The organism is uncultured Boseongicola sp., assembly GCF_937988555.1.
Classification (GTDB): Bacteria; Pseudomonadota; Alphaproteobacteria; order Rhodobacterales; family Rhodobacteraceae; genus Boseongicola.
On the sequence record NZ_CALJXO010000200.1, the window covers coordinates 32,815 to 46,421 of the forward strand.

At 57.7% G+C, this 13,607-nt stretch carries 14 protein-coding genes and 1 pseudogene; 11 read left to right on the forward strand and 4 right to left on the reverse strand.

What is annotated here, in order from left to right; genetic code table 11:
• Positions 1-17: 17 nt before the first annotated feature.
• Both lipA and Q1B15_RS23475 read right to left on the reverse strand, forming a co-directional pair.
• Positions 18-977, reverse strand: a complete 960-nt coding sequence (gene lipA, locus Q1B15_RS11485; RefSeq protein ID WP_299753873.1) for a lipoyl synthase — start codon at positions 975-977, stop codon at positions 18-20.
• A 74-nt stretch (positions 978-1,051) separates the two neighbouring features.
• Complete coding sequence (locus tag Q1B15_RS23475; protein ID WP_366141713.1) at positions 1,052-1,474, reverse strand: DUF6456 domain-containing protein; 423 nt, start codon at positions 1,472-1,474, stop codon at positions 1,052-1,054.
• Between the two features lie 86 nt (positions 1,475-1,560).
• Between Q1B15_RS23475 and Q1B15_RS23480 the strand changes: the two genes are divergently transcribed.
• Entirely contained in the window at positions 1,561-1,767 is a 207-nt protein-coding gene (locus Q1B15_RS23480) for a hypothetical protein (RefSeq protein ID WP_366141714.1), read from the forward strand.
• Positions 1,768-1,868: 101 nt separating this feature from the next.
• Here Q1B15_RS23480 and Q1B15_RS23485 read toward each other — a convergent pair whose 3' ends face one another.
• Positions 1,869-2,216 (reverse strand): hypothetical protein, encoded by a 348-nt coding sequence (locus tag Q1B15_RS23485; RefSeq protein WP_366141715.1) that lies wholly within the window; start codon positions 2,214-2,216, stop codon positions 1,869-1,871.
• A 291-nt stretch (positions 2,217-2,507) separates the two neighbouring features.
• On the opposite strand from Q1B15_RS23485, the pseudogene Q1B15_RS11495 reads away from it, so the two are divergent.
• A pseudogene (locus Q1B15_RS11495) lies at positions 2,508-2,772 on the forward strand (DUF6477 family protein).
• Here the strand turns inward: Q1B15_RS11495 and Q1B15_RS11500 are convergent.
• Positions 2,769-4,313, reverse strand: a complete 1,545-nt coding sequence (locus Q1B15_RS11500) for a trimethylamine methyltransferase family protein (RefSeq protein ID WP_299753874.1) — start codon at positions 4,311-4,313, stop codon at positions 2,769-2,771. The pseudogene Q1B15_RS11495 and the gene Q1B15_RS11500 overlap by 4 nt on opposite strands.
• 198 nt (positions 4,314-4,511) lie before the next feature.
• On the opposite strand from Q1B15_RS11500, the gene guaA reads away from it, so the two are divergent.
• From guaA to Q1B15_RS11545, 9 genes are all read left to right on the forward strand, one after another.
• Entirely contained in the window at positions 4,512-6,086 is a 1,575-nt protein-coding gene (gene guaA, locus Q1B15_RS11505; RefSeq protein WP_299753875.1) for a glutamine-hydrolyzing GMP synthase, read from the forward strand.
• A 192-nt stretch (positions 6,087-6,278) separates the two neighbouring features.
• Entirely contained in the window at positions 6,279-6,917 is a 639-nt protein-coding gene (locus tag Q1B15_RS11510; protein ID WP_299753876.1) for a YdcF family protein, read from the forward strand.
• Positions 6,914-7,792 (forward strand): DMT family transporter, encoded by an 879-nt coding sequence (locus tag Q1B15_RS11515; RefSeq protein ID WP_299753877.1) that lies wholly within the window; start codon positions 6,914-6,916, stop codon positions 7,790-7,792. Before Q1B15_RS11510 ends, Q1B15_RS11515 begins: the two co-directional genes overlap by 4 nt.
• Before the next feature lie 100 nt (positions 7,793-7,892).
• Positions 7,893-8,030, forward strand: coding sequence for a hypothetical protein (locus Q1B15_RS11520; RefSeq protein ID WP_299753878.1), 138 nt, complete (start codon positions 7,893-7,895; stop codon positions 8,028-8,030).
• A 150-nt stretch (positions 8,031-8,180) separates the two neighbouring features.
• Positions 8,181-9,035, forward strand: coding sequence for an ATPase (locus Q1B15_RS11525; protein ID WP_299753879.1), 855 nt, complete (start codon positions 8,181-8,183; stop codon positions 9,033-9,035).
• 124 nt (positions 9,036-9,159) lie between these two features.
• On the forward strand, positions 9,160-10,098 hold the full coding sequence (gene metA, locus Q1B15_RS11530) for a homoserine O-succinyltransferase (RefSeq protein WP_299753880.1): 939 nt from the start codon (positions 9,160-9,162) through the stop codon (positions 10,096-10,098).
• A gap of 70 nt (positions 10,099-10,168) precedes the next feature.
• Complete coding sequence (locus Q1B15_RS11535) at positions 10,169-11,146, forward strand: alpha/beta hydrolase (protein WP_299753881.1); 978 nt, start codon at positions 10,169-10,171, stop codon at positions 11,144-11,146.
• A gap of 43 nt (positions 11,147-11,189) precedes the next feature.
• The gene (gene ppk2 / locus Q1B15_RS11540; RefSeq protein ID WP_299753882.1) at positions 11,190-12,053 is read left to right on the forward strand and encodes a polyphosphate kinase 2; all 864 of its coding nucleotides are present in this window, start codon (positions 11,190-11,192) and stop codon (positions 12,051-12,053) included.
• Positions 12,046-12,663, forward strand: coding sequence for a TetR/AcrR family transcriptional regulator (locus Q1B15_RS11545; protein WP_299753883.1), 618 nt, complete (start codon positions 12,046-12,048; stop codon positions 12,661-12,663). The genes ppk2 and Q1B15_RS11545 overlap by 8 nt, the downstream gene beginning before the upstream one ends.
• Positions 12,664-13,607: the final 944 nt, after the last annotated feature.

Below are 13,607 nucleotides of genomic sequence, written 5' to 3' on the forward strand. Positions count from 1 at the left end.
TCGGCAGTTCGGCAGGCTCAGACAGCCCCAAGTTTCCTAAGGCGCGCTTCGCGCAGCCGCGCAAAATCGTCGCCCGCATGATAGGAAGACCGCGTCAAAGGTGTCGCTGAAACCATCAAGAAGCCCTTGCCGTACGCTGCCGTCTCAAAGGCCGCGAACTCTTCTGGGGTCACAAAGCGATCAACCGCATGGTGCTTTGGTGTCGGCTGCAAGTACTGGCCTATCGTCAGAAAATCGATGTCTGCGGCGCGCATATCATCCATCACGGCATGAACCGCCTTCTTGTCCTCGCCTAAACCAAGCATGATCCCCGATTTGGTGAACATCGTCGGATCGATCTCCTTCACCCGCTGCAAAAGCCGCAAGGAATGGAAATACCGCGCGCCCGGACGCACCTCGGTGTAAAGTCCCGGTACTGTCTCAAGGTTATGGTTGAACACATCCGGCTTGGCGGCCACGACCACTTCCAAAACCGACGGATCACAACGGATAAAATCAGGCGTCAAAATCTCAATCGTCGTAGAGGGGCTTTGGCGACGGATCGCTCGGATGGTCTGCGCGAAATGTTCCGCACCACCGTCTTCCACGTCATCGCGGTCGACGGACGTCACCACCACGTGGTTCAGCCCCAACTTCTTCACTGCGTCCGCCACGCGCCCCGGCTCGAAGACGTCCAAATCCTCAGGCGGCTTGCCCGTCGCGATGTTGCAGAACGTGCAAGCCCGCGTGCAAACATCGCCCATGATCATCATCGTCGCGTGACCTTGGCTCCAGCACTCACCCACGTTCGGGCAACCAGCTTCTTCGCACACCGTCACCAGCTTATGCTCGCGCATAATATCGCGGGTCTTCTTATAACCCTCGCTGACCGGAGCCTTCACACGGATCCAATCAGGCTTTTTGGGCTGAGCATTGTCCGGACGGCGCTGTTTCTCAGGATGGCGCAGCGCGGGAATTTTAAGGTCTTTTTTGGTCATCACAGTTCCTCTTGCCCCCCGAAGTAAACCTCTCACGCCGCGAAGTCCAACAATCGAAAGGTCGCACATGGCGGCTATGCACCAGATGCAACCAATCTGTTGGGCGTCCGTTCAGAATCGCGTACTTTGTCAATTAGCGGATACCAATTTCCCGACCCCGAGTCATAATGCTTTTTCAGCCTGAACAAAGCGGTACGCAGCACGATCTTGCCCGACCGCGCCGACAATCCCATTCGCCTTTCTGTGGACTCGATCCCCTCGTGGAAACAGCAAAGCCGCAAAACCACATCACCAAGGCCGGGAGCAAGATCGCTTAGCGCCTCTGCAATACGTTTTCGCGCCGCTTCAGACCCACCGCCTCTACCGGACGACACGCAATCGCTGTGTCCGCCCGCCGTCAGAGACCTGTCCCAATTCTGCGCCACCCGCGGCCCCAACTGAGCCAGCTGAAAGTCCTCCCGCGACCGTTCGCCTGCGGCCTCAAGATCGCTGGACAAAAATGGCTCCCTTGTTTTGTAGCGCCGCCGCGCCAAAGATAAAACGAGCTTTCAGTCGCGTTATACCGCACGCGCCGCCGGGTTCCGTGACCATCCCAGTCGGTACGCGTCGCAAGCTCACCGTGCTGCGCGGCAAAGGGGTTGGCCTCTTCGCTCATACCGGCGCGCAAAGCCTCCTCTTCGGCCAGAAAACGCTTCAACGCGTGGCGGCCGGTGGTACTGATACGGTATCGCTTGATCCTCCCGTCGCTGTGCAGTGTGACCCAGTCTTTCAACGCCAATGCCTCAGCTAAAGGGGCTCGATCACCGCAGTGTGCAGCGTCTCGCCACCGGCGCTCTCGCGCAAGACCAATGCTTCCTCCATATCCTCGGTTAATACCAGACAAGCCCCCGGCTAATTCATCCGCCGTAAAACCCGAGGCGCCTCGGCGCGAATCCCGGCGTGATCAGGCATCACCACATCTTGAGTATTCAGAGCAAGGGCCATCGTTTCTTCGTACTCGACATCATTATGGGCTGCATTTTCATCTCCTTGCGCCAGGCCCAAACGGCTCAAGGCAAGGTGCATAAGAAAGTCATAACGGCGTAACTGCCGCAGAATAGTCGACGCATAACACCCCGCCTCCCGCGCAAGCGACCGCGCCGGCTGCCCTTGCTCAGTATGCGCGAGATATCGGCAGACCTCTTGCGGCACCCATTCGGGAACGCGAGGGGTCGATGCTTTCGCTGTCATACTTTGCAACTGGCAATCTCCTTTACGTCGGACTCGATACTATGAGCCGCCAATTCAATGGCACTCATTTACCTTAACTGTAAGCAACCTTTGGTTGCGAAAATTTCCGAGCAGCGAACAACTCCGACAGTCAGCAGATTGATCCGGCAATTCTAAGCAACTGTAAATTCGCGCGAACGCATATTTTAGTCGCCAAACGATACATGCTAAAGTTGCGCTAAGGCCATAAGATTATTAATCAAAGGAATCATAAAATGGCCGATCCTCTGGCGCATATTGTAACGCTTCGCCGCCCCCTGCATGCTGATCCGCGCCGGCCGCCACGGACTTGCCAACTACAGCCGAGAGCGTAGGCTGGCACACGTCCTTCGAAAGCCAGAAAAAGGACCGGATGGAGTATTGACTGATCTGATGCACACCGAAGCCGAAATTGAGGCCACACACGAACGGCGACGTGGCCTATTCGGTCGCACGTCATCTTGAAGTGTTGATCGCGCTGATCGGCGAGGCACGCCTTATGAAAGCGCGCCCCCGAAATCCGGAAGGCGCGTATGCCTTTCTTTAACCAAAGGCATCGGGCTCGGACGCTTTCTTGTTGGCCACATAGGCCACAAGCGCCTCACGCGTCACCGGATCCAGCGGCGGCGCCTGATAATCGCGCAAAAGCTTCTCAACCCGCGCCCCGGCCAATGTAACCGTGTCACGCTCGCCCTCTTCGGCCCAGGTCTCATAAGGTTTGTAGTCCAGCAAATCCGTCCGCCAGAAAGCGTCCTTAAAGTTCGCTTGCGTGTGCGCACAACCTAGGTAATGCCCCCCCGGCCCGACTTCGCGGATCGCATCCATCGCCTGCCCGTTCTCCGACACGTCAATGCCACGCGCCAGATGATGCAGAGTGCCAAGCTGGTCAGCGTCCATGACAAACTTCTCCAAGCTGGCGACAAGCCCGCCCTCAAGCCAACCGGCCGCGTGCAGCATGAAGTTCACACCGGCCAAAAGCCCGACATTCAGCGAATTTGCAGTTTCATATCCTGCCTGCGCATCCGGCAGTTTCGATCCACAAAACGAACCGGCCGAGCGATAGGGAAGCCCAAGGCGCCGCACGATCTGCCCCACACCATACGTGATATGCGCCGCTTCAGGAGTACCAAAAGTCGGAGCGCCCGAGTTCATATCAATCGACGTCACAAACGCCCCTGCAATCACCGGAGCGCCGGGGCGCACCAATTGGCTATAGGCAACGCCCGCCAAAATCTCGGCCGTCACTTGCGTCAACGTTCCCGCCACACTGACGGGTGCCATCGCGCCGCCCACGATAAACGGCGAAATGATCGTCGCCTGATTATTCTCCGCATAAATCTCCAACGCGCCCATCATGGTCGAATCAAATGTCAGCGGAGAGTTGATATTGATCAGTGACGTCATCACCGTGTTCTCGGCCACGAAGTCTTTGCCAAACAGGATCTGACACATCTCTACCGAATCTTGCGCTCGTGACGGCTCGGTCACTGACCCCATGAACGGCTTGTCAGACAACGTCATATGCGCCAGCAACATATCCAGATGCCGCTTGTTCACCGCAACATCAGTCGGTTCACACACTGTGCCACCGGAATGGTGCATCCACTTCGACATATAGGCCAGCTTCACGAATTTCTCGAAATCTTCCATCGTCGCATAGCGCCGCCCACCCATGGCATCGCGGACAAACGGCGGACCATAAACCGGCGCCAGAACCATACTGCCGCCACCGATTTCAACGCTTCGCTCAGGATTGCGGGCGTGCTGGATGTATGAAGACGGCGCCGTCTTGCACAGCTTGCGCGCCAAGCCTTTGGGCAGTCGAACCCGCTCGCCCTCAACATCTGCGCCCGCATCCTTCCAGCGCTTCAGAGCGGCCGGATTATCAACAAAAGCAACACCGATCTCTTCCAGAACGGTTTCTGCATTCGCCTCAATAATCGCCAGGGCTTCTTCGTTCAGAACTTCATAGTTCGGAATATTGCGCTCGATATACTTCGCAACCTCAATGCGCACCGCTGTTCGTTCAGCCCGCCTAGCCGCACCACCGCCACCCCGTGCCCGCCGCCGCTCACCAACTTCAGCCATAATCCACGCTCCGAGAAAAAGTGATTTTCCAGACGATACACCAGCGCCCCCCGCGCTACGGCCAAATAGCGGCTTCTGCCAAGCGAAAACGACATGAGCCCCTGATCTTGAAGAAAAACGTGCTCGCGCACTCACGCCACCCGGTCCAAACCCCCAAACCACCTTGCACATAACGCGCCCCGCGCCTAATCAGCGATCATGACAGATCAAGCCCACGACCGCCTTCTCATCATCGACTTCGGCAGCCAGGTGACGCAGCTTATTGCCCGCCGCCTGCGCGAACTTAACGTCTATTGCGAAATCCACCCATTTCAGACTGTGACTGATGAATTCCTTGCAGGCTTCGAGCCCAAGGCCGTGATACTTTCGGGTGGCCCGGCAAGCGTCGTGCACGATGGCTCTCCGCGTCCACCTGCAAGCGTTTTCGAACGCGGCGTGCCGGTGCTCGGCATCTGCTACGGCCAGCAAGTCATGATGCAAATGCTCGGCGGTCGCGTTGAAGGTGGCAAAATCTCCGGCGGCGGCGGCACCGCAGAATTCGGCCGCGCCTACGTGACGCCGGAAAACCAATCCCCGCTTCTTGAGGGCTGGTTTGACGATGGACGCGAGCAAGTCTGGATGAGCCACGGCGACCACGTGGCCGAAATTGCGCCGGGTTTTGAGGTCTTCGGCACCTCCCCAAACGCCCCATTCGCCATCACGGCAGACCCCAATCGCAACTTTTTCGCGGTGCAATTCCACCCCGAGGTACACCACACACCTAAGGGCGCTAAACTCTACGAAAACTTCGTGCGGCTTGCAGGCTTCGGCGGCGACTGGACCATGGGTGCTTACCGTGAAGAAGCAATCCGAAAAATCCGCGAGCAAGTCGGCGACAAAAAGGTGATCTGCGGTCTGTCGGGCGGCGTCGATTCGTCCGTCGCCGCGGTCCTCATCCATGAAGCCATCGGCGACCAGCTGACGTGCGTATTCGTTGACCACGGCCTGTTGCGCGAAAATGAAGCCGACGAAGTCGTCAAGATGTTCCGAGACAACTACAACATCCCGCTGATCCACGCAGACGAAAGCGAATTGTTCCTTGGCGAGCTTGATGGCCAGTCCGACCCTGAAACCAAGCGCAAAATCATCGGCCGGCTTTTCATCGAGGTCTTCCAGAAATACGCCAACGACATCGACGGCGCTGAATTCCTCGCCCAGGGCACGCTTTATCCGGATGTGATCGAAAGCGTCAGCTTCTCCGGCGGCCCCTCGGTCACGATCAAAAGCCACCACAACGTCGGCGGTCTCCCTGAGAAAATGGGCCTGAAACTTGTCGAGCCTTTGCGCGAGTTGTTCAAAGACGAAGTGCGCGCCCTTGGCCGTGAACTGGGATTGCCCCCAAGCTTCATTGGCCGCCACCCCTTTCCTGGCCCCGGCCTTGCTATCCGCTGCCCTGGAGAGATCACCCGCGAAAAACTCAAGATCCTGCGCCAAGCTGATGTCGTCTACATCGACCAGATCCGCAAACACGGGCTGTATGATGAAATCTGGCAGGCCTTCGCGGCAATTCTGCCGGTTCGCACCGTCGGTGTCATGGGCGACGGACGCACCTATGACTACGCCTGCGCCCTGCGCGCCGTCACATCTGTCGACGGGATGACGGCCGATTATTACCCCTTCACCCACGACTTCATTGGTGAAACCGTCACCCGGATCATCAACGAAGTGCAGGGCATCAACCGGGTATTTTATGACGTAACTTCCAAGCCCCCAGGCACGATCGAGATGGAATAAAACACAATCAAAACTCTGGTTGTGGGCAACAATTCCTAGATAATCTCCATATTAAGAGCCTTTTCGCCACGATATTGAGCCACTTTGACCTGAATTCTGCCCGAAGGTTGGGCGATAAGGTCTCAATGAGTTAACACTTCCCAAATGGCGCGGGAGCGGCCATTATTTGGGTGAAAACAAACAGGTATTTCTATGAAATTCATTCGCTGGATATTCGCGATCACCATTCTTTCGGGTTGGATCGCACTCATCGGCACCGGACTTTACGTCGCGATGTACGAAGCTAAAATCGATCTTCCCGAGGCCGAGGCCATCGTGGTCGTCTCTGGAAACGCTGGCAAGAATGGTGGCATGCTTGGTGAGACCGAAGCCCGCCTGAACCGTGCCGTCGCTCTTTACAACGAAGGCCTCGCACCCCGCTTGATCCTATCGGGCGGCTCAAAGTCGGACGCCGAAACCGTGGCCGACGCCATGAAAGCCGCCGCAATCGCAGGCGGCGTGCCGGAAAACGCGATCACCGTCGAAGGTGCCTCGCATTCAACCCTGCAGAACGCTATCTTCGCCGCCGACATCGAAGACCTCAGCAAAGCGGCACCTATCCTTCTGGTCACGCATCGCTACCACCTGCCGCGCGCGAACGCCTCGTTCCGCTGGGCCGGGTTCAGCGATATTACAAACGTCGCCGCTGACCCCGACGGGGGATTTCAAATCACACCGGGCCTATTGTGGGAAAGCGTAAAGTGGCCTCTTAACGTCCTGCGCGCTGGCGCTGCAAGTGCTGCGCAAGCCGGTAACGTGCCGCGCGAAGACTACATCCAATACCTCGAATGAGCGAAGGGTCGCGGCCTTTACTGGCCGCGGCCTGGATGACGGGGGCAATCGTTAGCTTTTCGTCCATGGCCGTCGCCGGGCGCGCCCTTAACCACGAGCTCGATACCTTCGAGATGATGATGTACCGGTCGCTGATCGGGCTCGCCATCGTGCTTGCCATCGGCTTTTCCACTGGCAAAATCCGCGAAGTGCGTCGTGACCGTCTTGGCCTGCACCTGATCCGCAACCTCTCTCACTTCGCCGGCCAGAACTTATGGCTCTACGCACTCGGGATGATCTCGCTGGCGCAGTTGTTCGCGCTCGAATTCACATCGCCGATCTGGATCATGATCCTTGCGACCTTCCTTCTGGGTGAGCGTCTCACCAAACCCCGCCTCATCGCGGTCGCGCTTGGATTTGCAGGCGCGCTTCTTGTGGCACGCCCCGGCACAGGCGGCGACCCCGCGGGCCTAACGATAGCCGCACTCGCTGCTGTCGGATTTGCCGGCTCAATCGTCTGCACTAAGCTGCTGACGCGCACCGAAACGATCCTTGGCATCCTTTTCTGGCTAACCGCAATGCAAGCCGTTTTCGGCATCATCGCCGCCGGGTATGACGCCGACATCGCCTGGCCCTCAGCGTCTAGCTGGCCTTGGGTCGTCATGATTGCGGTCGCGGGGCTTCTAGCCCACACGTGCCTGACCAATGCGCTCGCCATTGCACCGGCCACAGTCGTCACACCGATGGATTTCATCCGCCTGCCCGTCATCGCAATTGTCGGCATGGCGTTTTACGGCGAAGTACTCGACCCGCTCGTTTTTGTCGGAGCGGCCCTGATATTCGGCGGCAATTACCTCAACATCTGGGTCGAATCGCGAAAACCCCGCGCTGTGTAACGGTTTTGTGACGCACGTGCCCCACGAGACTTTGTGACGTGGCGTCCTAATTGACCCCTAAGAGGCGACTTCCTAAACGTCGCCTTCACGACCAACGTGAGTGACTGGGGGGGACTGCTGCAAAGTCACAGGCGGCCTACGCTACGTGGAAATCGGCGACACCGACACGACGGCTGGCGCAAGCTTCACAGACAATTCGGCCATCGCTGGGGGCATCCGCGTGGGCTATTATTTCTAACACCACCAATCACTCACGTTCAAAGAGCCCCGCCTTCGTGCGGGGGGGCTTGGGCGAGCAAGCCACGCCTTCAGAAAATCCCGCCAGCCCTGATTGACCCCTCCCACCCCCGCGCCTATCGACGTGTCTAGGCCAAGGAACGAGGACGCCATGCTCTATAAAAGTGCCGCCGATTGGCGAAACGCCCCCGAAAAGCGCATCATGCTTTTCGGCATGTCCGGCCTTGGCAAAACCCATATCTCAAACCTCTTACGCGAGGGCAAAGGCTGGTTCCATTACTCGGTCGATTATCGCATCGGCACCCGCTACATGGGCGAACACATCGCTGATAACTTCAAACGTGAGGCGATGAAGGTGCCGCTTTTGGCGGAGCTTCTGAAATCCGACAGCGTCTACATCCAATCCAACATCACGTTCGATAACCTTGCGCCGCTTTCAACCTACCTTGGCAAACCGGGAGACCCCGCAAAAGGCGGCCTGCTCTTCGCAGAATACCTGCACCGCCAAGATCTCCATCGCGCAGCAGAAGCCGCCGCCTTGCTGGATACCGCACACTTCGTTGAACGCGCGCAAAACCTTTATGGCTATGAGAATTTCATCTGCGACACATCAGGCTCGATCTGCGAAATCGTAGATCCCGCAGACAAAAACGATCCCGTCTTGTCGGCGCTTGCCGACAATGTGTTGATGGTCTGGATCGAAGGATCTGACGCCCACACCCAGGAACTCGTCCAACGCTTTGACCGCGCGCCCAAGCCAATGTGCTACAACGCAGACTTTCTCACCAAAGCCTGGGCCGACTACTCCGCTGAAACCAGCCAACCTGAAGACAAAGTCGACCCCGACGCCTTCGTACGCTGGACATACGCGCGTGCGCTCGCCCACCGCCAGCCACGCTACCGCGCCATGGCCGACAACTGGGGCATAACGGTGCAAGCCGATGACATTGCCCGCGTTGAAACCGAAGCCGACATGATCGACCTCATCGCCAAGGCACTTCCCTAAAGCTTCACCCTTTCAAAAATACCTCGTTGTGAGGCCCCGACCGGGGTCGACGTGCAGCGCCCCTTGTCCTCTCCCCATCACAAGACTATTTCCGCCTCTAACGCAAAAAGGAAACGACCCGAAAATGCCCATCAAACTGCCCTCAAACCTCCCCGCCTATGACGTGCTTACGCGCGAGGGTGTGATGGTGATGCCGGCAGATGCGGCCGAAAAGCAGGACATCCGCCCGATGAAAATCGGCCTGTTGAACCTGATGCCAAAGAAGATCCAGACCGAGAACCAGTTCGCCCGCCTGATCGGAGCGACCCCGCTGCAGATCGAGCTGCAACTAATCCGCATGTCCGAGCACCAGACCAAAAACACGGCTGCGGAACACATGGAAGAATTTTACCGTCCCTTCCAGGAAATCAAAGATCAGAAATTCGACGGTCTGATCATCACCGGCGCGCCCATCGAACACATGCCTTTCGAGGACGTCACTTATTGGGACGAACTTAAAGAAGTCATGGACTGGACCCAGACCAACGTCCACATGACCTTCGGCGTTTGTTGGGGTGGCATGGCGATGATCAATCACTTCCACAGCGTCAGAAAACACATCCTCGACGCTAAGGCTTTCGGCTGCTTTCGGCACATGAACCTCGCACCACAAAGCCCTTATCTAAGGGGCTTTTCGGACGAGTTTGTGATCCCGGTCAGCCGCTGGACGGAGATGAAACAAGCAGAGATTGACACCGCTGTCGGCCTCACCACACTGCTTGGTTCTGACGAGGCTGGCGCATGCCTTGTCGAAGACACTGCGCATCGCGCGCTCTACATCTTCAATCACTTTGAATACGACAGCGGCACCCTCAAAGAGGAATACGACCGCGACATTTCAAGCGGCACGCCGATCAACGTGCCAATGAACTACTATCCCGGCGACGACCCGTCGCAACAGCCGCAGAACCGCTGGCGCAGCCATGCGCATTTGCTCTACGGCAACTGGATCAGCGAGATGTATCTGACCACGCCTTACGACATGGATCAGATCGGCCAGACCGTGACGGATTTGCGGAAATGACCGCACTGGTCACGCGCGCCTTGTCACCTAAATGTCACCGAATGCCCTGCAACACGCTTAAAAGCCGACTATGCGCCGCCCCGTGCTGACCAGCCTCCTGATAGCCGCGGCGGCAGTGATCGCTTTTGCCATCTTCACGGACAGGCGCGCCGACCTACGCGAAGCCGCTATCGAAGCGCTCTATCCGCCCACAGGCGAGATGGTTCAGGTGAATGGCCGCACCGTGCACGTTATCGTGCGCGGCGCTGGCCCCGATCTCGTGCTGATCCACGGCGCAGGCTCCAACGCCCGCGACATCGCGCTGGCTCTCGCCGACCGGCTTGAGGAACGTTATCGCGTCTTCATCCCCGACCGTCCCGGCCACGGCTGGACCGAACGCGCGCAAGAATTCGAAGGCGCCTTCAACAACCGGGCCGAAAGCCCCGCTGAGCAAGCCGCATTGCTCTCGGCCGCTGTGCAACAGCTTGGCGCCGAAAACCCCATCGTCGCCGGTCACTCATTTGGCGGCGGCGTCGCCATGGCGTGGGCCCTTGATGAGCCTCACGCAGCAACTGTCATTATCTCGGGCGTGACGCTCCCCTGGCCCGGCGACGTCAATGTGACCTACCGTTTGCTTGGCTCCAAACTCGGCAGCGCTATCGTTGCCCCGCTTGCCTCGGCATTTGTCACTACCGCCTACGCACAGAACGCGGCCAACAACACCTTCACACCTCAAAAAGCCCCGGATACCTACTACAAAAACGCCGGGATCCCGCTTGCAATGCGCACCAATTCCCTGCGTGCTTCGAACCAACAAGTGAACACGCTGCGACCCTTTATCGTGGAGCAATCAAAGCGCTACGCCGAAATCACCACGCCTGTTGAAATCGTCCACGGCACCTCCGACGTCACGGTCTATGCCTCGATCCACGCAGAACCGCTGGAAAACACGTTGGAAGACGTCCATTTCACCCCCCTTCGGGGCCTCGGCCACATGCCACATCACGTGGTGCCAGATGACGTCACCGCCGCAATAGATCGCGCGGCAAGCCGTGCCGGATTGCGCTAAGCGCTTCGCCTGCTTACGTACAACCAAAGTAAAGGCGGATAACATGTCACTACCCTTTGATGGCGCAATCAGCGCATTCTTTGAAAACGAAGCCCCGAAGTGGGTGCGTGCGGCCATTCAGGACGCGGGCAAAAAAGACATCTTGTCAAACAGTTTCCCCTACGAAAAAGAGATGGACAAAGCCGACTACGAAGATGCAGTTGAGAAACTACAACTCGACCTGGTGCGCTTTCAAAATGATGTCAAAGAGACCGGCAAACGCGTCGTCATCGTTTTCGAAGGCCGCGATGCTGCAGGAAAAGGCGGCACAATCAAACGCTTCCGAGAGAACCTTAATCCTCGCGTTGCGCGCACCGTGGCGCTCTCCAAACCCTCGGACCGCGAAGCCGGCGAGTGGTATTTTCAACGCTATATCGACCACCTGCCCACTGCAGGAGAAATCGTCCTCTTTGACCGCTCGTGGTACAACCGGGCCGTCGTCGAGCATGTGTTTGATTTCTGCACTCCGGATCAGCGCGGAAAATTCTTCGCGCAAGTCACTGATTTTGAGAAAATGCTTGTCGAGGAAGGCATTGTTCTAAAGAAAATCTGGCTCAACGTCGGCCGTGCCGAGCAACTCCGCCGCTTCCTCAAACGCGAAAAAGATCCTTTAAAACAATGGAAGCTCAGCTGGATCGACGTCGAAGGCTTAAAGCGTTGGGATGCCTATTCCTCGGCCATCTCAGAAACTTTCGACCGATCCCACACTGACCACGCGCCATGGACCATCGTGCGCTCGGACGACAAAAAACGTGCGCGTCTGGCCGCGATCCAAGCCGTCCTCCACAACCTAAGCTACACAGGCAAAGGCAAAATCAAGACCCCAGACGCCAAAATCTGTGGCGGTCCGGACATCTGGAATGCCTAAACGCGGCTACCATCACGGCAATCTGCGCCAGGCTTTGGTCGATGCCGCGCTTGAATTGATCGAAGCGAAGGGGCCGACCGGCTTCACCCTTTCTGAGGCCGCCAAACAGGCTGGCGTGACACCTGCCGCCGTCTACCGCCACTTTGAAGGGCGCGAAGACCTCATCGCCGAGTGCGCCCAGCAAGGCTACGAGATCTTCGCCGACCTCATGGAATACGCCTACGAGACCGGACAACCCTCGGACCTCGCCTCGTTCGAGGCCACGGGCCGCGCCTATCTCGCCTTCGCTCGCCGCCACCCCGTCCATTACGTGTCGATGTTTGAAAGCGGCATCTCGATCAATCGAACCCCAGAACTGGCCGCCATCGCCGCGCGCTCTTTCGCGGTGCTTGAAAAAGCCGCCGACCGTCTGGCAGAGCACATCCCTGAAGACAAACGCCCGCCCAAGCAAATGGTGTCCGCCCATATCTGGGCCATGAGCCACGGCGTCGTCGAACTGTTCGCGCGCGGCTCCCCCGGCACAAAATCGCCTTTCCCGCCCGAAGATCTCCTCGAAAGCGGCATCGGTATCTATTTGCGTGGACTGGGGCTGATCGATCAAGACAAATGATCATCAAGGGAAATGCGCCGCGAAGCCTCGCAAAACGTTGGCCTGCCCGCGGACGATTACCCATACTGCACGGGTAAACAGGCGCACTCTCGGGTTTGAACCCAGACCAGAATTGCAAAATGACGCTTCAAATCGGCACGACCCACGAAAACCGCTCTAGGCGTCTTTCTGATACTCTCGGCGGCGTTCCTGATCTCGGTTCAGGAGGTCATCTTCAAATGGTTCGACGGCGTTATGCCGCTACGGCAGCTCTTTGCTCTGCGCGGGCTATTTTCCGCTCCGTTCCTCGCGTTCTATACGTGGTTCACGCTCAAAAGGGCGCAGCCCTTGGCCGGAACGTTTGATCGCTGGGCATTGCTTCGCAGCCTGTGCACCACGACCTGGCTCTTTGGATATTATGCCGCCCTCCCCTTTATCAGCCCCGCAACAGCGGGGCTGGAATCTACCTTGCTCCAATTTTCATGACTCTGCTTTCAGCGCGATTTTCGGCGAACCTGTCGGACCGCGCGGCTGGCTCGGCGTCAGCATAGGTTTTGTCGGCGTCCTTGTTCTTTTGCGCCCCGGCACAAATTCCTTTTCGCCCTAGGGACTTCTGTCGATTGTCGGCGCGGCCTTTTACGCCTGCGGGCACATGCTCACACGCGTGAAATTCCAAGACATCTCGACCCCGGTCTCTAGCGTTTTCCTATAATTTGACGATGACACTCAGCGCGTTTGCGACCAGTGGACTGTTGTTGATTGTTTGCCTCCCCCCTCGGATGCGCTCTGTAGCCAATTCCCCTTTATACTAGGCAGCAGGCAGTCACCAACGCTTCCCCTTTGGAGTGTCCTTGGGTTTTGGGGCGCAATCACTCTAGTGGGGATACTCATGATCGTCGGCGCGGGCCTGATCGTTCTCAGGCGCGCATAAACTGCCACCAACAAAAAGGCCGCCTCACTGAGAC